A 22535-nucleotide genomic window follows, 5' to 3' on the forward strand; every position below is an offset into this window, starting at 1 on the left:
GCTCGCCGCCCAGTGCGACTACCCGCTCCACCTCGGCGTCACCGAGGCCGGGCCCGCCTTCCAGGGCACCATCAAGTCGGCCGTCGCCTTCGGCGCGCTGCTCTCCCAGGGCATCGGCGACACCATCCGCGTCTCCCTGTCGGCCCCGCCGGTCGAGGAGATCAAGGTCGGCATCCAGATCCTGGAGTCGCTGAACCTGCGCCAGCGCGGCCTGGAGATCGTCTCCTGCCCCTCCTGCGGACGCGCCCAGGTCGACGTCTACAAGCTCGCCGAGGAGGTCACCGCGGGCCTGGAGGGCATGGAGGTGCCGCTGCGCGTCGCCGTGATGGGCTGTGTCGTCAACGGCCCCGGCGAGGCCCGGGAGGCCGACCTCGGCGTCGCCTCCGGCAACGGCAAGGGCCAGATCTTCGTGAAGGGCGAGGTCATCAAGACCGTCCCCGAGTCCAAGATCGTCGAGACGCTGATCGAGGAGGCGATGAAGATCGCCGAGCAGATGGAGAAGGACGGCGTGGCCTCGGGCGGACCGGAGGTCATGGTCGCCGGCTGACGTGGCCGGATGCGCACGGTGTTCCCCGGACGCCTCGGCGGGCATCCCCACCCGGTTGAGGGAGGATGCCCGCCGATGTGCGTGCCGGGTGCGACGCCGCGCCGAAGGGCGGTCCGGCGCTCGGCGGCGCGGACGTCAGGCGCGGGGCGCGCCGCCGAGGGAGGAGGAGGCCGGAGCGGACAGCAGCGTGGTCTGGCGCAGCACCTCTCCCGCCAGCCGCCGCAGACCTGCCAGTATGTCCGGATCGGATGGACCCGACCGCGCCAGGCGGCCCAGCCGGTCGGTCGCCTCGGCGACGTGGCGTTCCGCCACGGCGTACGCGCGCTCGGTCGCGCCCGAGGCACGGACCCGTTCCGACACCTGAGTGGAAAGGCGTGGGTTCATCTTCTCGGTCAGCATCTCGGCCAAGGTCGGATCGGTCTGCAGGGCGAGGATGAGCGGCAGGGAATAGGTTCCCTCCAGGACGTCACTCCCGGTCGATTTCCCGAGGAGAATGGGATCGGCGACGAAATCCAGAATGTCATCGCATATCTGGAAGGCGATTCCCAGCCTTTCCCCGAACTCCGCGAAGTGGTGTGCTGACGTCGCATCGTATCCGGTGAGCAGGGCGCCCAGACGGCAGGCCAGACTGATGAGCGAGGCAGTCTTCCCCTGAATTGCCTTGGCGTAGTCGTCCACGGAACGGCCCGCGTCGAACCGGAAGCGGATCTCCACGGACTGGCCGGTGCACATGGCTTCGTACGTCCGCATCGTGGCCTCGTGCGCGGCCTCGCCCAGCGTCCCGCTCATCCGCAGCGCGCGCACGGTGAGGATGTTGCCCGCCAGGATCGCCTGGTTGTCACCCCACTCGGCGTTGGCGCTGGGCTTGCCACGGCGGACCAGGGCGCCGTCCATGACGTCGTCATGGTAGAGGGATCCGGTGTGCAGCAGTTCGACCACGGCGCCGGCCCTGGCGACGGCGTCGGGAACTTTGACGCCAGGGTGACGGAGGTACCACGGAGCGAACGCGAGAACCGGTCGCAGTCGTTTCCCGCGCACCTTTATGTAATATCCCTGAAGTTCTCCCAGGAATTCATCGGGGTTGGCCGCTCCGTCGGTCAGAGACTGTTCCATGCGTCTCATGTCGATATCGATCGGCTGCCCCGAAAAGAAGCCCTTGATGTCTATCTTGTCCACCTCCGGACAGCCGGAAAGGTCGCGCAGGTGACGCCAGGCGTCGGTGGAATTCCATGTATGGTGATGCCCTATTCCAAGCCTGCGTCGAAGGAGATATTAGGCATGCGGGAACAAGAGCACACATCTCTTTGTCCGGAGGATGCAAAAAAGGACGCGCCCGGCGGCGGAGAATGTCATAAAGATGACAGCGCGGCCGAGGCGGAGCCCCGCCGTGCCGTGCTCCGCGGGGTGCTGGAGCCGGTCCGGCTCATACGCCGGGACGGACTGCTCGGTCTGGTCGACCGCCTGCGCGGTGAGGGCGATCTCGTGCGGTTCCGTCTCGGACAGTTGCAGTGCCACGCGTTATTCCACCCCGAGGCCGCCCAGCACGTGCTGCGCCACCACGCGGATCGCTACACCAAGGCCGGGCACCCCGCCTACCGTCCCTTCCAGAGGATGGCACCGGCCGGTCTGCTCACCTCCACCGGCGCGGACTGGCGCAGACGACGCCGCGTCGTCCAGCCCGCCTTCCACGACTCCACACTGGGTGCGCTGGCCGTCGAGGTGGCCGAGGTCGCCGAGGAGACCGCGGAGCGCTGGAGCCGTATGGCGGACCGGCGCGAACCGTTCGACGTGATGGACGAGATGATCCGCGTCACCCTCGCCGTCATCACCCGTTCCGTCATCGGCCGGAGCACCCCACCCGAACTGGTCGACGCCATCAGCCATGACTTCCGGCTGCTGCAGTACGAAGTGATCCGCCGCGCCTCGCGGATGCGCATACTGCCGCCGGTCCTGCCGTGGGGCAAGGACCGCGCTTTCCAGCAGGCCTCCGCCCGGCTGCGCCTCAACTCGCAGGAGATCCTGCGCCGTTACGGGGTGAACCCGGATGCTCCACAACTGCTGGACCTGCTGCGCCGGGCGATCGAGGACGAAGCCGGTCTGACCACGGAGGAGGCCGGAGACCAGGTCCTGACCATGCTCTTCGGAGGCCATGAGACCACGGCCTCCGTGATGGCCTGGCTCTGGCTGCTTCTGGACGAGCACCGCGACGCCGAGAAGCGACTGCACGAGGAACTCCGGACGTGGTCGGGAGATCCGCTGGACACCGGCGGGCTGACGTGGACGGGCCACGTGATCGACGAGGCCCTCAGGCTCTATCCACCGGTCTTCATCCTGCCTCGCATGGCCGCCCAGGACGACGTCGTGCTGAACCACGAGATCCGCGCCGGATCATCGGTGTGGGTCGTGCCGTACGGGATCCATCGCAACCCCGCCGTGTGGAGCGAGCCCGACGTCTTCCGGCCCGAGCGGTTCCACGAGGGCATGTCGGCCGCCCACCGCAACGCCCTCTACCTGCCTTTCTCGCTCGGCAGCCGGCAGTGCATCGGCGCGGCCTTCGCCGTCACCGAGATGAAGATCCTGGTCGCCGCGCTCGCCGCCCGGTTCCGGATCCGCCTGCTGCCCGAAGCACGCCGCGATGTCGACGCGACCGTCACGCTGCGGCCCCGGGGGGCCGTCTGCGTCATGGAACACCGGCGCGAGGGGGACTGAGATGACGACCGATGTCGGTTCGACCACCGGCAGGTTCCGGGCGTTCATCGAGCTCGGCAAGCTCCGGGTCGTGGAGATGTGGTTGGGCGCCCCCCTCGCATGGTCCCTGTGGGACCGCGACCTGGCCCTGTCCGGCCGGGGCCTCGCCCTCCTGGTGCTGTCCGTCCTCACGGCCGTCGGAATCTCCGCGGCCGCCCTGGCCCTTGACGACGTGACGGGCACCAAGGACGGGCTGGACGACAACAACCACGGCGCCGGACATCGCGCCGCGGTGCGCAAGCCCCTGCTGGACGGCACGATCAGCCTCCGCGCAGCCCGCGTCTTCGCCGCCGGCTGCGCCGCGGTGGGCCTCTCGGCACTGACCACCGCAATCGCGATCGCCCCGCACCGACCCTGGTGGATGATCGCCGTCACCCTCGGCGGGGTCTTCCTGGCGCTCAACTACTCGTACTTCCTCAAGCTGAGCTACATCGGCGCAGGGGAGGTCGTGACCTTCGTCGCCACCGCGCTGGTCATGCTGTTCCCCTACGGCCTGGCCACAGGGGAGATCACCCCGGTGGCCCTGGTCCAGGCCCTGCTGATCGGGGTGTGGGAGCTGCAGACGGCGACGTACGCCAACTGTCTCGACATGGTGGGCGACGCGCGGTTCGGCCGGCTCACCTGGCCGGCCCGGCTCCCCTGGAAGGGCATCGCCCGGATGCACGCGTCGCTGTACGCAGTCGCCGGCGCGCTGCTCCTCCTTGCGGTGGCCGGGGCCGAACGCTCTTGGCTGCTCGCCCTGCTGGCGCTGCCGCTGCTGGCCACCCAGGTCCAGCAAGTCCGCAAGGGCATGCGGGAAAGGGATTTCGCCACGGCACGCGCTCTCGGCTTCCGGGTGTTCCGGCTGGGGCTCGCGGCCCTGGCCGTGAGCAACCTCGTCGCCATGGCGGTCGGCTGACGTGCCGGGCCCGGCACGTCAGCGCCGGGCCCGGCCGATCGGCCGGGGTTCGTCAGCCGCGCTGAACGCTGCCGGAGTTGAGGTGCCTGCCGGTCAGCCCCTTCAGGCCGTACTCCTTCCACCGGCGGGTCACCAGGTCGACCACCGCGGGATCCTGAGTGATCATGCGAGGCCATCCGCCGTCGCGACGGTAGCCCTCCTGGGGGAGCTTGGCCGTGGCGTCCAGGCCCACCTTGACACCCCAGAACTGGTCGTACGACGCGTGATCCAGATGGTCCACCGGGCCTTCGGTCGTGAGCAGGTCATGGCCGAAGTCGACGTTGCCGAAGGCCCGCCACGCCACGTCGGTGTAATCGTGCACATCGCAGTCGGCGTCCACCACGACGACCACCTTGGAGAGCCACAGCAGGTGCGGCACTCCCCAGATGCCGTTCATGACCTTCTGGGCGTGCTTCGGATAGCGCTTGTCGATCGAGACGATGCAGCAGTTGTGGAACACACCCGTGGAGGGCAGGTGGTAGTCGACGATCTCCGGCAGCACCATCTGCAGCAGCGGAAGGAACAACCGCTCGGTGGCCAGGCCGATGGGACCGTCCTCCTGCGGCGGCCGGCCCACCACGATCGAGGGAAAGACGGGCCGCTGTTGCATCGTGATGGTGTCGATGGTGAGGGCCGGGAACGGCTCGACCGGTGTGTAGAAGCCCGTGTGGTCGCCGAACGGCCCTTCCGGAAGCCGCCGGCCCGGCTCCAGCCACCCCTCCAGAACCACCTGGCTGTTGGCGGGGACCTGGAGCGGAACGGAGACGCAGTCCACCTGCTCCACGCGTGCCTGCTGCAGCATTCCGGCGAACATGTACTCGTCGATGCCGTTGGGCAGCGGAGCGCTCGCCGCGTAGGTCAGGGCCGGTTCGGGCCCGAAGGCGATGGCCACGGGCAGTCGTTCCCCCCGGCGCTCGGCGAGGGCGTGATGGGCTGTGGAGTCCTTGTGGATCTGCCAGTGCAGGCCGAGGGTCCGCTTGTCGTGCTGTTGCAGCCGGTACATCCCCACGTTGCGCTGGCCCGTCTCGGGATGCCGGGTGTGGGTGATGCCGATGTTCAGGAACTTGCCGCCGTCCTCCGGCCAGGCATGGACCCCTGGGAGGAGGTCCAGGTCCACGTCGTCACCCTGCAGCACCACCGCCTGGCAGGGAGCCTCCCGGACCTTCTTCGGAGGGACGTGCCGCAGATATCCCAGCCGCGACAGGGCGTCACCGAGAGCCGCGAAGCCGGTGGGCACCGCCGGGTTGACGAGCTGGCGGATCCGGTCGGCGGCCGCGTCCAGACTGGGTGCCTCCAGGGCCCGGGCCATCCGGTCCTCGGTCCCGAAAACGTTCATGACCAGCGGAATGTCACTGCCTTTGACCTTCTCGAAGAGAAGGGCGGGGCCCTGCTCGCGCACCACCCGGGTCACGATCTCGGTGACCTCCAGCCGGGGGTCCACCGGAGTCTTGACCCTTTGCAGTTCCCCGTCCTTCTCCAGGCGCCGCAGAAAGGCCTTCAGACCCCGGTCGCTCATGTCCGCTCCATTTCACACGTGCCCGCCCTGTCCGCCAGATCGCGGATAACCTGCCACGCGGTGGCGACGTGCTCCGTATCGATGGTGGTCGCTCCGATGGCGAAGCGTATCGCCAGGTGGCCGTTGACCCTGGTCTGGGAGACAAAGATCCGGCCGTCGGCGTTGAGCAGCTCCAGCAGCCGCTCCGTCCGGCTGTCCGCGCCCCGCATGCGGAAGCACACGAGCGACAGCGGGTGCGGGGCGACGAGCTCGAAGCGCTCGTCGTCGGTCACCCAGAGCGCGAACTCCTGGGCCAGCGCTACGTGATGGCGCACGTGGGCACGCACGCCCTCGGCCCCGTACCAGCGCAGCACGGCCCACAGCTTGAGCGCGCGGAAGGTGCGGCCGAGCGGGATCTGCCAGTCGCGGTAGTCCACGACCTGACCGGATTCGGTGGCCCTGTTGCGCAGGAACGCGGGCAGGATGGAAAGGGCCTCGATGACCGCACCGCGGTCCGCGACCCACAGGGTGCTCGAACCCACCGTGGTCAGCATCCACTTGTGCGGGTTGGTGCAGTAGGAGTCGGCGAACTCGGAGACTCCCTCGTGGATCCAGCGGAACTCGGGGCACACGGCTGCGACACCGGCGAAAGCCGCGTCGATGTGCAGCCAGATGCCGAACTCCCGGCAGAGAGCGCCGATGCGGGGGACCGGGTCGACGGCGGTCGTCGACGTCGAGCCGACGGTAGCCATGACCATCACCGGCAGCACGCCGTCGCGTACGTCGGCCTCGATCAACTCCCGCAGGTGTTCCGGGTCCATCGCCAGCGTGGCGGGATCAGTGCGCACCAGCCGCATGGCGGACTCACCGAGACCGGCCACCCGTACGTTCTTCTCGAGCGCCGAGTGCGCCTGGTCGGAGCCGTAGACCGCGAAACGGCCGGAGACGCCCTCGGCGCGTGCCCTGCCGCCGGTCGCCCGGTTCAGCGCCGCGAGGAGGACGACGAGGACGGCGCTGGAGGCGGTGTCCTGGATGACGCCGCCGCCCGGTCCGCTCGAGCGGAAGCGTTCCGGCAGGTCCAGAAGGTCGGCCATCCAGTCCATCACGTGCTCTTCGAGCTCGGTGGCCGCGGGGCTGGCCCACCAGAGCATGCCGACGACGTTCAGGCCGCCGGTGAGCAGGTCGCCCAGGATGGCCGGCCCGGAGGCATTGGCCGGAAAGAACCCGAAGAATCCCGGGTGCTGCCAATGCGTGATGCCCGGCAGGATGATGTCGTCGAGGTCGGACAGCAGGTTCTCGAACGGCTCGCCCTTCTCCGGCGGATGCGGCGGCAGGGCGGCGCGGACATCTCCCGGGGCGGCCTCGGACACCACCGGCCGGTCGGCGACGTTCGTCATGTAGTCGGCGATCCAGTCCACGGCGGCGTATCCATGGCGGCGGAACTCCTCCGGAGTCATATGACTGTTCACGACGGCTCCTTGGAGAAGACCTTGTTGTCCATGACCGCGCGCAGGTAGGACACGCCGTCGGTGTTCCCGCTGCCGGGCTCGTCGCCGATCATGCGGCTGGCGATCCTCAGATGAGTGCGCTTCCACTGTTGGTGGACCTCGTCCACCTCGACCAGAACCGCCCGCAGCTCGGCCAGGGCGCAGCCGAGATGCTCGTCCGCGCCCGGGCCGGCGGCGGCGCTTCCCAGGACCTCCAGCAGCCCGACACCCCCCTGGGACACCATCTGCTTGATCCGCGGCACGGACGCGAACGCCGGCGATTCCAGCCGGTCGGTGTCCGGGTGGGCGAAGAGCGCCTCGAACGCCTTGTACCCCTCGGACTGGATGGCGCTCGATCCCAGCGTGTAGCCACGGAACTTGAGGAACGCCTCGGCTCGCATGGTGGCCTGCAGGGAGAACAGCGGCCTGGCCTCACGCAGCATCGTGACGCACCCCCGCATCAGCCGGGTGGCATCGGTGATCCGCCGTGCCGGCACGGCCTCCATCGCGTCGGCGGTGGACGCCGCGAGCTCCATGAAGACCAGCTCGTACGCCTGCAGGGTGCGTATGAAGAGGTACTCGTCGTCGACCACGTAGACGGGCAGCAGACTCATCGTGACGCGCTGCCGGTCGCTCTCCGGGAACAGCTCCCAGATCTCCGTGGCCAGGGAGAGGGCCTCGGCGTGGTCGTCGGTCCGGGCGGCCGCCAACTGCCGGGCACGCTCCGCGAGTGCGGCACCCGCCGGATGCCGTCCGGTCAGCCGATCCAGTGCCGGTACCAGCACACGCATCGCCAGACGGGCCCGCTTGAACGACAGTTCGGGGGGCGGCACCATCAGGCGCAACGGTTCGGTGCGGTCGCGGGGCCTGACCTCATGGCGGACCAGGTCGGCCATGAGCATGGTCAGCAGCGCGTCGGCGCCGATTCCCCCCACCCGCCGGGGTGGCCGCGCCGAGGTGAGCAGCGGCAGACCGAGATAGGTGCGATACGAGTAAGTGCCGTCGAGCTTGTCCAGGGCGCAGTCCAGCAACTGGACGACGGCGGGATCCTCGTTCCGCGCGAGGCAGGTCGCACGGGCGGCGTCCAGCGCCTGCAACAGGGACAGCGGCACGAAGTGCTTGCCGAAGGCGTGGTAACAGGCGAGGACGTCCGCCACGGGGAACGCGCCCTCGGGACGCGCGGCCCACACCAGCAGCCGGTCGTGCACCTCGGCCACCGACTCCGAGAGGACGCTCGGCGGACGATGCTCCTGGAGGGAGTGCTGACCTGCGCCGTCCCGCACGTTGTGCACGGCGTACATGGTTGCCTCTCCGTTCTCGTGGGTGCGGCGTGTGGCGGGGGAGGAGCAGGGACGGGTCACAGGTAGGACCGGACTTCCCACAGCTCGGGGAAGAACCGCTTGTCCGTGGTCCCCCGCAGGTAGTCGACGCCGTCCGACCCGCCGGTGCCGTGCTTGCGGCCGATGATCCTTTCCACCACCACCGCGTGCGCGGACCGCCACCGGGCGAAGCGGCTGTCGTGGTCGAGCAGATGGTCGACGAGCCGCAGCACTTGCGGGTCGATGGATTCGTCGAGGGTGACGCCGACCAGATCGGTGCTGCCTCTGCGCTCGCAGAAGGCGGTGAACGCCTCGCGCAGTGACGGTTCCGCGAGGCGCCGCCGCAGGCGCTCGAGGTCACCGGGGTCGAAGCGGACACGGTCGAGGTAGGCGGCGTCCTTGAGACCGGACAGGAACTCGATCTCACGGAACTGGGCGGACTCGAAGCCGCTGGAATTGCCCAGGTTCTCACGGATGCGCTTGAACCGGGCGGGACTCAGGGTCTCCAAGGCGGGGAGTTGGGCGAGGAGCACGTCCTCGGCCGACGCGACCCGCCGCAGCCAGTACGAAGCACCGTCCGCGTCGTCCGTCCCAAGGGCGTCACGGGCGGCTTCGAGGGCCTGGACGATGATTTTGAACCAGATCTCGTAGGACTGGTGGATCCCCACGAAGAAGAGGGCGTCCGGCTCTCCTCCGATGTCGTCCTGAAGGTCCAGCAGTTCCCGCAGGCGGAGAAAGTCGCTGTACGTCACCCTCGCCGTGCTCACATGTGCCCTTTCCGTCCAGGCCGAATGGTCCGTCAGTCTTTCCCGGGTCCGACAGGGCGGGCAACGCGCTCCGCGTACCCCGACAGGAAGATGACGTCGACGTGAGCCCTGTCACATGCCGACCTGCGGCGGGGTGTCACCTTCCTGTCCGGCTCCCCCTCCGGGTAACGGCGAGAAATAGACTGCTCGAAGCCTGATGAATTCCCCCTGATTCCAGCCCTCCGCGGTCACGATGTGTTGTGCGGGGCGGTGCGGCGCACTGCTTGACCGATCGCTCGACGAGGTCGGCCCGTAAATGACCCGTGTCCTGTCGGCGTGGCGCGACCGTCTGTTTTCGTCGGCGGTTTCCGGCCGTCTTGTGCGATTGCCGGCTGACGTCAATCGACAGGGAATCCGGGGTTGTCGGGAATGTGAGCACGTTGAGTACGGGAGTCGCCGATCAGGTACGGGGGACCGCGATGCCGGCCAGAGCATCTGTGTGTGAACCGCTCGAAGCATGTGATGTCGGAAGCGAGCATTGTGCGTCGGCCACTTGGTGCGGCGGCGCGGACAGTACCGAGACGGCTCTGGTCCAGGCCAGAGAGCTCATCGACCTCACTGTGGCGCTTCACCAGGTGAGCTCCAGGGGCAAGGCGCTGAGCATCGTGGCGGCGCACGACCCGGCGGAGGTCGGCAACACCGTCGACACCCTGCTCGGCAGGGCCCGCAGCACCGCTGCCGTGGTGGTGGCCGCCGGGAACGGCGGTGACACCGCCCTGGGTACCGTGCTCCTCTCCCGTCTGGACACCATCCACGGACGAGGGCTGAGCGGACGCCTGCTGTACTCCACGCCCGACACGGACCCGGCGCGATTCCACCCCCCGGTCGGGAGAACGGCGGGTCCCGAGACGCGGAGCACTCGCGTCCCCCTGGGGAGCATGCTGATCGTGGACGAGAGGGCCGCGCTGGTCCAGGCGGGCCGGCGCGCCCACAGCGACTCGATGGTGGTCATCGAAGACCCCGCCGCGGTGCGCACCCTGGCCCTGCTCCAAGCGGATGTCTGGGCCTGCGCGATCCGGCTCACGGACGGCGCTCCGACCGGCCACCTGCGCTCGTACGCGACCCTGCGGGTGCTCGAGTGCCTGCGCGCCGGGTACATCGACGACGTCGCGGCCCGTGAACTGAGGGTGTCCCTGCGCACGTACCGGCGCCATGTGGCCGAGATCATGAAGAAGCTCGGGGCCACATCACGGTTCCACGCCGGTGTCCGTGCCGTGGAACTCGGCCTGCTGAGCCCGGAGGAGTGACGTCGGGAGCGGTCCGGCCGGCCGCGTCGCCCAGCCACGGACCCTCGGCAGCCTGACAGGTTTCCGTTCCACTCGTCGCCGGCCGTCGACGCACGCCCTTGGAAAAGCCGAGGCGTGGTCCACTGCGAGGGGAGAGCAGCGGTCCCCCACCGCTGACGCAAGCGCATTCGTCCTACCGGCCGGGGCGCCCGGGGCGGTTCGTCCTCGACCCGTGCCCGGGTGAGATGCCGCGGAGACCCGACCCGACAGGACACCGGCCGTCGCGGGACCGCCGCTGGCCGGGCTGCGGGATCGGACATGCGCCGACGCCCGGCTCTGCCGGCGCGTTCAGGACCGACAGGTGCGTGTCGCCGGCGGAGAGGCACGTGAGGCCGAGCGAAGGTGCCGTCCTCGGAGTGGCCTTCCCGCGGAAGGCCGGTTCGGTGGCGCAGATCTCGCTCGCCCGGGAGCGGCCGGAGTACCTCCACGAGGTGCTGCGCGGTGCCGGGTTCGCCGCCGGCACCATCGCCGGAGTGCGGTGGTGAGGGTGGGCGCAGCGCATCGGTCGACGGGAGGCCGGGGTGGCCGCGGTCGGCGCCCCGGTCGTGCGGACCGGGGCCGTGTGATCGCCGCCCTCGGCTTGCACCACGCGCCGGAACTGCTGGAGGCCGCCCGTCGGATCGGCGCGGTCCGGAGCCGATGACGACCCGTCCGGCCCGTGCGCCGTCTTGAGTGCGCCGCGCATGGCCGCGCCGGGTCCGGCACAGTTGCGTGAACCCCGCCTGGTCAGCGTTCTCTCAGCACGGCTGTTTGAACCATTGTGTAATTATTTGAGCAATCATAATGTGATCTTGGGTTTTTGAGATATTTTACGGTTGTTCTGCTGAACGGTCTGTGTCGCTCGGTGCGGACGCGTAGCCCGTGGCGATCAAACGGGGAGACGAACAGGTATGAGCAGCCGGAAGATGTCGGGAAAGACGCAGAAGCCCCATGAGGACAGGAGGGCGCAGGGGAGGCTTCGGCTGGCGGGCGAGGACCGGGCAGCGGAACGCATACCCGTGCAGGACGTGGTCGAGGACGCGCTGCTGGGGGTGCGCAGGTTGATCGACGAGACGCTGGCCCAGCTGCGGGACCGGACCGGGGACGAGCAGTTCGTCCGCCCGGTCGAGGACGGTGCGGACGGCATCGTGCGGAAGGCCCGGCAACTGTCCGCGGGCGCTGCGGAACGGACCGAAGTCCTGCTTGCCGCCCCGCCCGCCAAGGCGGCCGGAAGCCCGTTCGCACCGCTCGACCTCCTCACGGGCCCGACCGGTCTGCGGAGGGCACGGCGGCTGTTGTGCACGGCGGATCTGATCGACGTGAACGCCCTTGCTTCCCTCCGGCAGACGCTTCCGTCCCTGTCCGTTCGCCTGGCGTCGCGGCTGCCTCCCGTCATGATGATGACCGTCGACGACCACAGCGCACTGGTCGCGGTGTGGTCGTCGACGACCCCCACGGCGTCGGTGGTCCGGTCGCCGGAAGCCGTCCTCGTGCTGCGTGAGTACTTCGGCGCGGTGTGGCACACCGCCGTTCCCGCGGAACTGCAGGTCGCGGTGGAGAGCCATCCCCGTGCCGCCCTCACCCGGCAGATCATCGACCTGTTGTGCACGGGGGCCGCCGATGACGTGGCAGCACGCAAGCTCTCCATATCCGTGCGCACGTACCGGCGGCACGTCGCCGAGATCATGGCGCTGGTCGGTGCCAATTCCCGTTTCCAGGCGGGCGTGAAGGCAGCGCGGATCGGGTCGCTCGGCCTCGCGTCCAAGAGGCGGCACCCATCGGTGAAGTACCGCGCGAGCTGATCTGCGACATGCTGTCAACCGGGGGCTCCTCGGGCCGGGTCGATGGCTGGGACGTTCCTGCTGCGAAGGGGCGGGCACGCGGTCGCCCCTCGGGCCGGCAGCGCCCGCAGGCCCTTCTGATCGGTCACATGAGCTGGTGCTGCTTGGACGTGTCGGCCGAGGGGGCCGCCGCGACGGTCCCCCCCGATTCGCTGATGCCGAAGCGCGCGTGCAGCCGGCGCAGTGGACCGGGGGCCCACCACATCGCCTGTCCGCCCAGCCGCATGGCTGCCGGCAGGAGCGCACCGCGGATGATCGTCGCGTCCATCAGCACGGCGAGCGGCAGTCCGACGCCGTAGGCCTTGACGAACGTGATGCCCGATACGAGAAAGGCCAGGAAGACGATCGAGATCAGTACGGCGGCCGCGGTCACCATGCGGCCGATGCGTTCCAGACCCATGGCCACCGCGGCGGTGCCGGACCCGGTGCGTTCGTACTCCTCCCGGATCCGGGCGAGCATGAAGACCTGGTAGTCCATGGCCAGGCCGAACGACAGGGCGAAGAGCATCACGGGAACGATCGAGGTGATCGTGCCGGTCACGGTGAAGTCGCCCAGGAGCGAGGCGAAGTGGCCCTCCTGGAAGATCCAGACGAGTGCACCGAAGGTGGCGGTCAGACTCAGCCCGCTCAGTGCCAGGGCGAGCAGTGGAAGGAGCACACTTCCTGTGAGCAGGAAGAGCAGCACGATCATCGCGATGGCGACCGCGCCCAGCGCGTAGGGGAGCCGGTCGCTGAGCGACTGGGTGGTGTCCTCGTTGACCGCGGCCGTTCCCCCGACCAGCGTCTCGAACGGTGCCTGGAGCGAGCGCACTTCGCCCACCAGATCCGTGGCGGTGTCCGCGGCGGCGGACGACGGGACGACCGAGAAGTACGTTCCGTCGCCGATGGAGAAGCGCTGGTGCTGTTCCGTACCCGGCGTCACCCTCTCACCGTCCACGTAGCTGCCGGTCGCCGTGTCCACGCGCCCGGCATGGGGAAGCCGGGAGAGCCCGGTGGCGTAGGCGTCGACGTCGTCGTTGTCCTTCGGCGTCTTCTCCGCGACCACCTGCAGGGCGTTCACCTCGGCGGAGCCGAAGCCCTCCCGGATCGCGGTCGCGACCTGCCGGGACTGGGAGTCGCCGGGCATGCTGCGCTCGTCGGGCATGCCCAGCTTCATGCCGAGCGCCGGCGCCCCGAGGAGCAGCAGGAAGGCCAGAGCCAGGGTGGCGACGGGAACCGGGCGGCGCATGACGAACACGGCGAGCCGGTGCCAGAAGCCGCTCTCGGTGCCGTCGGTGGAGTTCGCGCCACGCTTGCGCAGGACCCGGCCCTTCTCGACACGGGGACCGAGCGCGACGAACAGGGCGGGGAGCACGGTCAGCGCGGCGACGGCGGACAGCAGCGCCGTGATCATGCCTCCATAGGCCAGCGACCGCACGGCCTGGAGGGGGAAGAACAACAGCCCCGCGAGCACCACCGCCACGGTGATCGCGGAGAAGGAGACCGTGCGTCCGGCGGTCACCATCGTGGTGCGCAGGGCCTCCTCCGGCGAGGCGGAACGCAGTTCCTCCCGGTACCGGTTGACCATCAGCAGGCAGTAGTCGATGGCCAGACCGAGCCCCAGCAGGGTCACCACGCTCATGGCGAAGACCGACAGGTCGGTCACGCTCGCCAGCAGCCACATGACGCCCATACCGACGAGCATCGCGAAGAAGGCCACGATGAGCGGCAGCAGAGCCGACACGATGCTGCCGAAGATCAGGACCAGGATCACCAGGGTCACGGGGAACGTGATCATCTCGCCCTTGGTGGCGTCCTCCTGGCTCAGCTTCGCGGACTCCTTCTGGAACATCGCGTAGCCGCCGGCGGTCACCTCCAGGCCGTCGTGTTCGCCCTCGTACCGCGGCAGCAGCGCGTCCAGGCGCTTGCCCACCGCCGTCTCGTCCCCGGCGATCGTCGCGACGACCAGGGCCTGCTTCCCGTCCTCGCTGCGCAGCTGTGGCGACTTGCCCGCGGACCAGTACGAGGAGACGTCCTTCACGTGCGGCTCACCGGACAACCGTTGCGTCAGCTGCGATCCGGCCCGGGCGGTACCGGCCTCGTCCACGCCGTCGGGAGTGGTGACCAGCAGCGTGAGATTGGGGGCACCCTGGCCTGTCTCCGCCAGGACCGCCGCGGCCCGCCCCGACTCGGCGCCCGTGTCGGTCAGGCCTCCTGCGGTCAGCTTGTCGAACAGCGTCGCGCTCAACGCACCACCGAGGACGGCGAGTACCGCTGCGGCCACGAGCAGTTGTTTGCTGCGGCGCCAGATCAGCCCTGCCAGCTTTGCCAACATGCCTCGCTGTCTCCCTCTCATGAATTTCGCCCCACCCGCGTGGCGTGACGTGCATGAGAGAAAGCGGGACCTCTGTTTGTGACACGGACGACCGAAGTGAGACCTACGCCACACCTGACGTTCCGTAACGACCCTATGCTCGTGCGTATGCAAACCGAGGTACCGGACAAGAGGGTGGGGTTCGCGGTATGAACGTCGGTGTGTCGACTGTGACGGCCTCGGAACAGGATGTCCGCTCCGGTCCGCGGACCTCCCCGGCGGACGCCTTTCACAGGCACCGGAGCCTGCTGTTCAGCCTGGTCTACAACCTGCTCGGCACCGTCGCGGACACCGAGGACGTCCTGCAGGACGCCTGGCTGTCCTGGTCTCGGGCGGAGTACGGGAAGATCGAGAACGAGCGCGCGTATCTGGTGCGGATCGCCGTGAACCGCGCACTTGCCTGCCTGCAGAGCGAACGGGTCAGCAGGGAGCAGTACGTGGGCACCTGGTTGCCCGAGCCCATCGTGACCGAGGGGCAGGCGGAGGAGAGCGCGCTGCGCGGCGAGAACGTCTCGCTCGCCATGATGGTTGTCCTGGAGACGCTGTCGCCGCTTGAGCGTGCGGTGTTCGTCCTGCACGAGGCCTTCGGCTATGAGTACGTCGAAATCGCTTACATGCTCGACCGGACGAACGACGCCGTACGGCAGTTGGCGCACCGGGCCCGCAAGCGGGTACGGGACCGCAGGCCCCGTTACCGCTCCGACTCCGACGCGGTGCGGGCGGCCACGCAACGCTTCCTGGACGCGGCCCTCGGGTCCGACCTGGAGGCGCTGATGGAGATCCTGGCCCCGGACGTGCAGTTGTGGAGCGACGGTGGTGGCAAGCTGCGCACCGCGCTCCGGGTCATCGAGGGCCGCGACAAGTTCCTGCGCCTGGTTGCCGCGACGGCTCAGCGCCTGCCGGCCGCCATGAGCACCGAGTACCTGGAGATCAACGGAGCCCCCGCCGCGCTGCTGTCCGCAGAGTCGCGCCTGTGGGGGGTGATCGCTCTCGACCTGCGTCCCGACGGACGTGTGGAGTCCATCTACAACGTGCTCAACCCCGACAAACTCCGCGCGCTCACCTGACGGAGCATCCGCCGAGCGGGCTGTCTTCATGGCGTGCCCTGAGTGCGATGTCAAGAGTCCGGGCGAAAGAATGCAGGTTCCGGCCTTTGCACTTGTGGCTGATCACCGACCCGTCGAACCCTGAGGTGGGCCATTGGTCACGGATGGTGACGAGGCGATCAGGGTCGGGTGATCCGAAGAGGCGCGGCGCCGGGCGGACGTCATGACTGACAGCCATGCGCGCACCCGGAAGGCGCTGCCGCCGGCAGCGGCTCGGCTGTCGACGAGTCGCGGAGTTCGCCATGCCTTGAGGCCGTAACCCTCGGTGGCGGTGAAGACTCATGGGGGAATCATGCACACTCTGTCCACGCTTGCTCGAGCCGTCGGCCACAGGGGCGACGGCATGACAGAGAGCAGGGAGCGGGCGCCTGCCGGATCCGAGAACCGTACGTTCGGCCGTGAGGCGGAACTGGCGGCCGTCGTCGACCTGCTCGCCGACCCGACCGTGCGGCTGCTCACCGTTACCGGCCCGGCCGGTGTCGGCAAGAGCCGGCTGGCCCGCGAGGCGGCGATCCTCGCGGCACCGGCCTTCCGCGACGGTGTGGTCTGCGTCGGGTTGTCGGAGGCCGGCACCCTGCGCGAGGCATGGCAGCGGATCGCGTCGGCACTCGGCGTGGACGGGGATGCCGCCACGGGCGACGTGGCCGCGGCGATCGCGGACCAGGAGACCCTGCTCCTGTTGGACGACTGCGACCTGGTCGCCGCTCAGCTGTCCCGCCGCCTCGCGGCGCTGATCACCGAATGCCACGGGCTGTACGTCCTGGCGACGAGTCGCACGTCGATGGACGTCTACGCCGAACGGCTGTTCCTGCTCCGCCCGCTCCCGGTGCAGGTGGCCGAGGGCTCCGGCCGACCGCTCGTCCCGGACGCCGTACGGCTCTTCCTGGACCGGGTCCGGGGCCACTACCGGGACCACATCGACCTCGACGCGGACCTGAGCGTCCTCACCGAGATCTGCGGACTGCTCGACGGGCTGCCACTCGCGGTCGAACTCGCCGCGCGCAGTTTCGGAACACTGACCCTGCACGACGTTCTGCGCGGAGTGCGCCAGGGCGTGCCCCCCGGCAGCAACCGGTTGCTCGACGTCTCCACGCGCCAGCGGTCGATGCAGGCCGCGCTCGCCTGGTCCGACTGCACGCTGAGCGACGCGGAGCGGGAGCTGATCCAGCGACTCTCCCTCTGCGAGGGGCCGTTCACCCTGGAGGTCGCCCAGTACGTGGGCGGTATGTCCAGGGCCCGGATCATGCGCCACTTGGAGGAGCTGATCCACAAGAGTCTCATCCTGATCGAGCAGGAGGGAACGGAGCACACGTTCAGGATGCTCTCGGCGACCCGTGCCTTCCACCTGCGTCAGCTGGCGAGCGACCCGGAGCGACTGGCCGAGGCCAGGGAGCGGCATGCCCGGTACTTCCTGTCACTCCTCGCCGGTGACAACGGGACCGGGCGCGCGTCGGAAGGGTTACCGGCCACCGTGCGGCAGCACTCCCGCGACCTGCGGGAGGCCGTGCGGACGCTGCGCGCTCTGGGAGAACCCGTCCAGGTCGTCGAAGCCGTCCTCGCCTCGGAGGCCCTTTGGGTCGTCGATCACGACCCTGCCGAAATGTCCGACCACCTGGAGTGGGCGGCCGACTGCCTGCAAGCGGACGGCGCTGTCCCGGAGGCCGGGCGCCGTCTGCTGGACAGGGCCCTGGAAACAGCCGGCCTGCGGATGGTGGACAGCGGGCGACCGGATCGCGCGCGGGCACTGTGGCGGAAGGCGATGGCGCTACGGCAGGAGCACGACGACCGGAGCAGCCGGGCGAGGATCGTCGGGCACCTCGGCGACCTCGACCGACGTGAGGGCCGGAGCGAGGAAGCCAAGGCGAAGGTCACCTTCGCGGCTCAGCAGTGCGCGGCGCTCGGAGACGCCCGCGGGGCGGCGCTGGCGCGCAAGTACCTGGCACTGGTGGAACACGAACTCGGCCGGCCCGGGGCCTCCTCCACACTCCGCGACGCCATTTCGGCCTTACGGTCCCTGGGGGAACAGCGGCAGGTGGGACTGGCGTTGATCGCGTCGGCGCGTTTCCTGTCGGCGGCGGGCAAGCCGGACGAGGCACGCGCGGAGGCGCGGTCCGCACTGGAGGTGCTGGGAACCGTCGGCGGGCCCGGCGACCTCGCGGAGGCCCTGGAGGTGTACGGGTGCGCCCTTTTCACCTCCGTGCACGGCGCCCGCCATCACGAGCGCATCGCGCGCATGCTGCTCACCTCACGCGTGCTGCGCGAGCGCCACGGCCTGCTCCCTTGCGAAACCGGTGCCGCGCGGGACGTGGAGCGCAGCTTGCGCGCCACGCTCGGCGACGAGGCACTGGGGGTCCTCGGCAGGCGACTGCACAGCGTCAGCCGGGAGTCCGCCGTCGCCGATGCCTTCCTGACGGTGGAGGAACAGCCGGACGAGCCGGTGAGGCAGAAGGCGCAGGGCAACGCCACCTGCCTGACGCCTCGGCAGACGGAAATCGCGTTGATGGTGGCCGAGGGCATGACCAACCGGCAAATCGCCAGGAAGCTCGGGTTGTCGGAATGGACGGTGGTGAACCACCTGCGCCAGGTCATGCAGAAACTGCAGGCGCCCTCCCGGGTGCACGTCGCGCGTGTCATGCAGCAGCGGGAAGCCAGTTGACCCGCGCTCCGCGCCCGGCAGTCCGGCCTTCCTTGCCATGCTGGCAGTCACCTGCCTGCAAGTACTTGTCGTTGTCGGCCTCGACGGTCCTTTTCTAGGGTCTTCCAGGCGTCGGCCGCAGCGGAAATTCGCACGCGTATTCCAGCGGGAACGAGGAGACAGGTGGGCACAGCAAGCGCGGACATACATCCGGTTCCTTTCTTCACCCAAGCCGGGACTTTCGAGGAACTATGGCCACTGATCAGCCGACAGGTGGGGGAAGTGTTCGACCGGGGGAAATTCTCCCACGGGCGTAAGGTCGCCGAATTCGAGAAGGCGATCGGCGAGTACACCGGCGCCCGCCACGCCATCGGCGTGAACAGCGGTACCGACGCTCTTGTGCTCCTGCTGCGCGCGGCCGGTATCGGCCCGGGCGACGAGGTCGTCGTCCCGGCCTTCACCTTCTTCGCGAGCGCGTCCGCGGTGACCATGGCACGTGCGACCCCGGTGTTCGCCGACATCACCGGAGACGGTGACTACGCACTGGACCCCGTGTCCGTCGAGGCGGCGATCACCGACCGCACGCGTGCGGTGCTGCCCGTCCACCTGTTCAGTCAGATGGCCGACATGGAGGCGCTCCTGGATCTGGCCCGCCGACGGGATCTGCTCGTCCTGGAGGACAGTGCCGAGGCCATCGGCATGCGGTGGGACGGCACCCATGCCGGGCTCCTCGGCACCGGTGGTGTCCTGTCGTTCTTCCCGACCAAGACACTGGGTGCGCTGGGCGACGCGGGGATGATCCTCACCGACGACGACCAGGTCGCCGAACGGGCCGGCGTGCTGCGCCATCACGGGCGGCTGGGCAAGACCATCGACCACATCGCCGGCATCTCCAACCTTTCCGGCGTGTCGGGGACGAACAGCAAGATGGACGACGTGCAGGCGGCCGTCCTGATGGCGAAGCTCAGCCTGCTCGACGAAGAGATCCGGCGGCGCCGCGTACTGGCCGACGCCTATACCGAACGTCTCCGGGGGACCGACGGTGTGCTGGCCGTGCCGCGGCTGGTACCGCGCGGCGTCGCGAGTGCTCCCGTGTTCTACGTCTACGTGATCGAGGTGGAGCGGCGGGACGAACTGGTGGCCCATCTGGCCGGACGGGGCATCGGCACGGAGACCTACTACCCGCAACCCCTGCACACACAGCCCTGCTACGCCGGACAACACGGCCGTCTCTCCCTTCCGCGTGCCGAGGAGGCCTGCCGCCGCACGCTGGCGCTCCCGCTGTATCCCGACCTCACCGAGGCACAGCTGGACACCGTCTGTGCAGCCATCTCCGACTTCTACGCAGGGAGGCAGCGTTGATTCCCTTCTTCCCCCCCGACCTCTTCGAGCAGGACCGCAAGGCCTTCCTCGATCTCCTCTACGAGGTGGGAACCGATCCGGAGCAGCGGTTCATCCTGGGGCGCCGCACCGCGGAGTTCGAGGACATGCTGCGCGAGTCGACGGGCGCGGGAGACGTCATCGCCTGCTCCAGCGGTACCGGAGGTCTCAACCTCGCGGTTCAGGCCCTCGGTATCGGTCCGGGTGACGAGGTCGTCGTGCCCGCGTTCTGCTGCCAGCCGGTGGCCAGCTCGGTGGTCAACCTGGGGGCGACGCCGGTCTTCGCGGACGTCGACCCGTACACGATGGTGATGGACCCCGGGAGTATGGCGGAGCTGATCACCGAAAGGACGAAGGCGGTGATGCCCGCCCACGTCTTCTCGATCATGGCGGACATGCCGCGCATCAACGAGATCGCCCACGCCCGCGGGGTCAAGGTCATCGAGGACGCCGCGGTCGCCCAGGGCGCGGTGCTCGACGGGGTGCCCTCCGGGCGCTGGGGTGATCTCGGAGTCTTCTCCTTCTTCCAGGTCAAGGCGTTCGGCACGGCCGGCGAGGGCGGTGTCGTCCTGACGGACGACACCGAACTGGCCCGGTCCGTGCGCATGCTGCGCAACCACGGCCAGGACGGTGTCCACCGCTTCGTGCACCATCAGGTCGGTCAGAACAACCGCTTCGACGAGATTCTCGCGGCCTTCCAGATGTACCGGCACGCGGGCTTCGCCGACCGGCTGGAACGCCGGGCGCGCATAGCGGACTACTACTCCGAGCGGTTCGCCTCACTGACCGACCACGGTGTCACGGCCCCGCCCACCGGACGCAACGGACGCTGCTACTACGTCTATTCGCTCCTGGTGGAGCGGCGTGAGGACCTGCGTGCCTGGCTGTCGGAGAAGGGCGTCGGCACGCACATCTACTATCCCAGGCCGCTGCCCGCGCAACCGGCCTTCAGCGCATTCAACCCGGCCGGACGCGGCCTTCCGGGAGCCTGGCGCGCCAGCGACCGCAATCTCGCGATTCCCATCTGGCCGCACATGTCCGATGCCGAGGTCGAATACGTGGCCGACTCGATCTGCTCCTTCTTCGAATGACGCGGGCGGGCGCAGTCACCAGCGAAAGCAAACCAAGGCCGGCCGGCACGCCGGACGATCAATCGTGGTTCGGCAAGCTCCTGAGAGACGGGTCCAGTGATGGCGTCGAAAACTGTCGTGGTGGGGCAGGGATACGTAGGCCTGCCCCTTGCGGTGGCAGCCGCGGAGCACGGGTTCGAAGTATTCGGGTACGACACCGACGAAAGCCGGATCAAGAAGCTGGCGGTCGGTGAGTCGTTCGTGGGCGACATCAGCGACGAACGGCTTGCGGCGATCCTCGGCCAGGGCACGTACCGGCCCACGGTCTCCCCGAACGATCTGGAGGGTTTCGAGATCGCGGTGATAGCGGTCCCGACACCGCTGTTCGACGGTGTGCCTGACCTGTCGTTCGTCGAAGCGGCGGGTGCCACCGTGGGCAGTGTGCTGCGACGGGGCGCCACGGTGATCCTCGAGTCCACGAGCTATCCGGGGACCACCGAGGACGTACTCGCCCCCATTCTCGAGAAGCACTCGGGGCTGGTGGCCGGCCGTGACTTCCACCTGGGGTACAGCCCGGAGCGGATCGATCCCGGCAATCCGGTGTGGACGTTCGAGAACACCCCCAAGGTGGTGTCGGGCGTCGACGAGAAGTCACTGGCGATGGTGAGCGAGTTCTATCGCGCGATCATGGACGAGGTGGTCGTGGCCGACTCGCCGAGGGAGGCGGAGCTGGCCAAGGTGCTGGAGAACACCTTCCGCCATGTGAACATCGCTCTCGTCAACGAACTGGCCATGCACGCCGACGGCCTGGGGATCGACGTCTGGAAGGTGCTTGACATCGCGAGCACCAAGCCTTTCGGGTTCATGCGTTTCACGCCGGGTCCCGGTGTGGGAGGGCACTGTCTTCCGGTCGACCCGCTTTATCTGTCCTGGAAGGTCGAGCGGGCGCTGAGCAAGCCGTTCCGGCTGGTGCAACTGGCGGATGAACTCAACAGCCAGATGCCCGAGTACGTGGTGCGCAGGCTGACGCGAGGACTCGATCGGCGTCGGCAGACCGTGACCGAGGCGCGTATCCTGATCATCGGACTGGCCTACAAGGCCGACACCGGCGACATACGTGAGTCGCCCGCGCTGGAGATCGCCACCCGGCTCATCGAGGCGGGTGCCTCGGTCCGCGCGGTGGACCCCCACGTCACCGAGCTTCCCGACGTGCCGGGGCTCGTCCACACCGAACTCAGCGTCGAGGAAATCGAATCGGCGCATGCTGTGGTCCTCGCCACCGACCACGGCGACCTGGACTACGACACCGTGGTGAAGCACGCGCGTTACGTCTTCGACTGCCGTCATCGACTGGCCACCTCCGAGCGGATCGAGTCGCTGTGACGAGAGACATGACCGAGACCAGCAAGGACGTCCGCCGGCTGGACCGGGTGATCATCAGGTTCGCGGGGGACTCGGGTGACGGTATGCAGCTCACCGGTGACCGTTTCACCTCGGAGACCGCGTCGTTCGGCAACGACCTCTCCACGCTGCCGAACTTCCCGGC

Annotated in this window: 17 protein-coding genes; 11 read left to right on the top strand and 6 right to left on the bottom strand. The window is 68.8% G+C overall.

The features are described from left to right. Positions 1 to 547, top strand: a 547-nt coding sequence (locus tag B7767_RS09050) for a flavodoxin-dependent (E)-4-hydroxy-3-methylbut-2-enyl-diphosphate synthase (RefSeq protein WP_085571717.1), incomplete at its 5' end; no start/stop codon positions are given. Between the two features lie 135 nt (positions 548 to 682). Here B7767_RS09050 and B7767_RS09055 read toward each other — a convergent pair. Beyond that, positions 683 to 1723 (bottom strand): polyprenyl synthetase family protein, encoded by a 1041-nt coding sequence (locus B7767_RS09055; RefSeq protein WP_085571718.1) that lies wholly within the window; start codon positions 1721 to 1723, stop codon positions 683 to 685. Between the two features lie 102 nt (positions 1724 to 1825). On the opposite strand from B7767_RS09055, the gene B7767_RS09060 reads away from it, so the two are divergent. Together B7767_RS09060 and B7767_RS09065 are read left to right on the top strand one after the other, a co-directional pair. Continuing rightward, positions 1826 to 3256 (top strand): cytochrome P450, encoded by a 1431-nt coding sequence (locus B7767_RS09060; RefSeq protein ID WP_179167078.1) that lies wholly within the window; start codon positions 1826 to 1828, stop codon positions 3254 to 3256. A gap of 1 nt (position 3257) precedes the next feature. Continuing rightward, on the top strand, positions 3258 to 4193 hold the full coding sequence (locus B7767_RS09065; protein WP_179167079.1) for a UbiA family prenyltransferase: 936 nt from the start codon (positions 3258 to 3260) through the stop codon (positions 4191 to 4193). Between the two features lie 52 nt (positions 4194 to 4245). Here the strand turns inward: B7767_RS09065 and B7767_RS09070 are convergent, their stop codons facing one another. The 4 genes from B7767_RS09070 to B7767_RS09085 are packed head-to-tail and all read right to left on the bottom strand — an operon-like array spanning position 4246 to position 9300. Beyond that, positions 4246 to 5748, bottom strand: a complete 1503-nt coding sequence (locus B7767_RS09070) for a menaquinone biosynthesis decarboxylase (protein WP_085571721.1) — start codon at positions 5746 to 5748, stop codon at positions 4246 to 4248. Further along, positions 5745 to 7196, bottom strand: coding sequence for a pyridoxal-dependent decarboxylase (locus B7767_RS09075; protein ID WP_256923369.1), 1452 nt, complete (start codon positions 7194 to 7196; stop codon positions 5745 to 5747). The genes B7767_RS09070 and B7767_RS09075 overlap by 4 nt, the downstream gene beginning before the upstream one ends. After that, complete coding sequence (locus B7767_RS09080) at positions 7193 to 8515, bottom strand: tryptophan 2,3-dioxygenase family protein (protein ID WP_085571723.1); 1323 nt, start codon at positions 8513 to 8515, stop codon at positions 7193 to 7195. The genes B7767_RS09075 and B7767_RS09080 overlap by 4 nt, the downstream gene beginning before the upstream one ends. Before the next feature lie 56 nt (positions 8516 to 8571). Then, complete coding sequence (locus tag B7767_RS09085) at positions 8572 to 9300, bottom strand: tryptophan 2,3-dioxygenase family protein (RefSeq protein WP_085571724.1); 729 nt, start codon at positions 9298 to 9300, stop codon at positions 8572 to 8574. Between the two features lie 614 nt (positions 9301 to 9914). Here B7767_RS09085 and B7767_RS46225 point away from each other — a divergent pair. The 3 genes from B7767_RS46225 to B7767_RS09095 all read left to right on the top strand — a co-directional run bounded on the left by B7767_RS46225 (position 9915) and on the right by B7767_RS09095 (position 12406). Beyond that, a complete protein-coding gene (locus B7767_RS46225; RefSeq protein WP_085571725.1) occupies positions 9915 to 10586 on the top strand; it encodes a LuxR C-terminal-related transcriptional regulator in 672 nt (223 codons plus the stop codon). Between the two features lie 365 nt (positions 10587 to 10951). Then, entirely contained in the window at positions 10952 to 11110 is a 159-nt protein-coding gene (locus B7767_RS46230) for a hypothetical protein (RefSeq protein WP_179167080.1), read from the top strand. Between the two features lie 405 nt (positions 11111 to 11515). Next, on the top strand, positions 11516 to 12406 hold the full coding sequence (locus tag B7767_RS09095) for a response regulator transcription factor (RefSeq protein ID WP_143652301.1): 891 nt from the start codon (positions 11516 to 11518) through the stop codon (positions 12404 to 12406). Between the two features lie 124 nt (positions 12407 to 12530). On the opposite strand, the gene B7767_RS09100 is transcribed toward B7767_RS09095, so the two are convergent. Continuing rightward, on the bottom strand, positions 12531 to 14759 hold the full coding sequence (locus tag B7767_RS09100; RefSeq protein ID WP_085571727.1) for an MMPL family transporter: 2229 nt from the start codon (positions 14757 to 14759) through the stop codon (positions 12531 to 12533). Between the two features lie 200 nt (positions 14760 to 14959). Between B7767_RS09100 and sigJ the strand changes: the two genes are divergently transcribed. The 5 genes from sigJ to B7767_RS09125 all read left to right on the top strand — a co-directional run bounded on the left by sigJ (position 14960) and on the right by B7767_RS09125 (position 22372). Then, a complete protein-coding gene (sigJ, locus tag B7767_RS09105) occupies positions 14960 to 15865 on the top strand; it encodes an RNA polymerase sigma factor SigJ (RefSeq protein ID WP_306297950.1) in 906 nt (301 codons plus the stop codon). Between the two features lie 382 nt (positions 15866 to 16247). Next, a complete protein-coding gene (locus B7767_RS09110) occupies positions 16248 to 18560 on the top strand; it encodes a LuxR C-terminal-related transcriptional regulator (RefSeq protein WP_179167081.1) in 2313 nt (770 codons plus the stop codon). A 162-nt stretch (positions 18561 to 18722) separates the two neighbouring features. Next, entirely contained in the window at positions 18723 to 19901 is a 1179-nt protein-coding gene (locus B7767_RS09115) for a DegT/DnrJ/EryC1/StrS aminotransferase family protein (RefSeq protein WP_256923370.1), read from the top strand. Continuing rightward, the gene (locus B7767_RS09120; protein WP_085571731.1) at positions 19898 to 21010 is read left to right on the top strand and encodes a DegT/DnrJ/EryC1/StrS aminotransferase family protein; all 1113 of its coding nucleotides are present in this window, start codon (positions 19898 to 19900) and stop codon (positions 21008 to 21010) included. Before B7767_RS09115 ends, B7767_RS09120 begins: the two co-directional genes overlap by 4 nt. A 99-nt stretch (positions 21011 to 21109) precedes the next feature. Beyond that, positions 21110 to 22372, top strand: coding sequence for a nucleotide sugar dehydrogenase (locus B7767_RS09125; protein WP_085571732.1), 1263 nt, complete (start codon positions 21110 to 21112; stop codon positions 22370 to 22372). Positions 22373 to 22535: the final 163 nt, after the last annotated feature.

Source organism: Streptomyces sp. 13-12-16 (genome assembly GCF_002114215.1).
In the GTDB taxonomy this organism is placed as follows: domain Bacteria; phylum Actinomycetota; class Actinomycetes; order Streptomycetales; family Streptomycetaceae; genus Streptomyces.

Bases quoted from the DNA above. Each gene is read 5' to 3' on its own strand.
- B7767_RS09100 (WP_085571727.1), bottom strand. From the start codon at position 14,759: ATGTTGGCAAAGCTGGCAGGGCTGATCTGGCGCCGCAGCAAACAACTG.
- B7767_RS09060 (WP_179167078.1), top strand. From the start codon at position 1,826: ATGCGGGAACAAGAGCACACATCTCTTTGTCCGGAGGATGCAAAAAAG.
- B7767_RS09095 (WP_143652301.1), top strand. From the start codon at position 11,516: ATGAGCAGCCGGAAGATGTCGGGAAAGACGCAGAAGCCCCATGAGGAC.
- B7767_RS09065 (WP_179167079.1), top strand. From the start codon at position 3,258: ATGACGACCGATGTCGGTTCGACCACCGGCAGGTTCCGGGCGTTCATC.
- B7767_RS09125 (WP_085571732.1), top strand. From the start codon at position 21,110: ATGGCGTCGAAAACTGTCGTGGTGGGGCAGGGATACGTAGGCCTGCCC.
- B7767_RS09070 (WP_085571721.1), bottom strand. From the start codon at position 5,748: ATGAGCGACCGGGGTCTGAAGGCCTTTCTGCGGCGCCTGGAGAAGGAC.
- B7767_RS09080 (WP_085571723.1), bottom strand. From the start codon at position 8,515: ATGTACGCCGTGCACAACGTGCGGGACGGCGCAGGTCAGCACTCCCTC.
- B7767_RS09110 (WP_179167081.1), top strand. From the start codon at position 16,248: ATGACAGAGAGCAGGGAGCGGGCGCCTGCCGGATCCGAGAACCGTACG.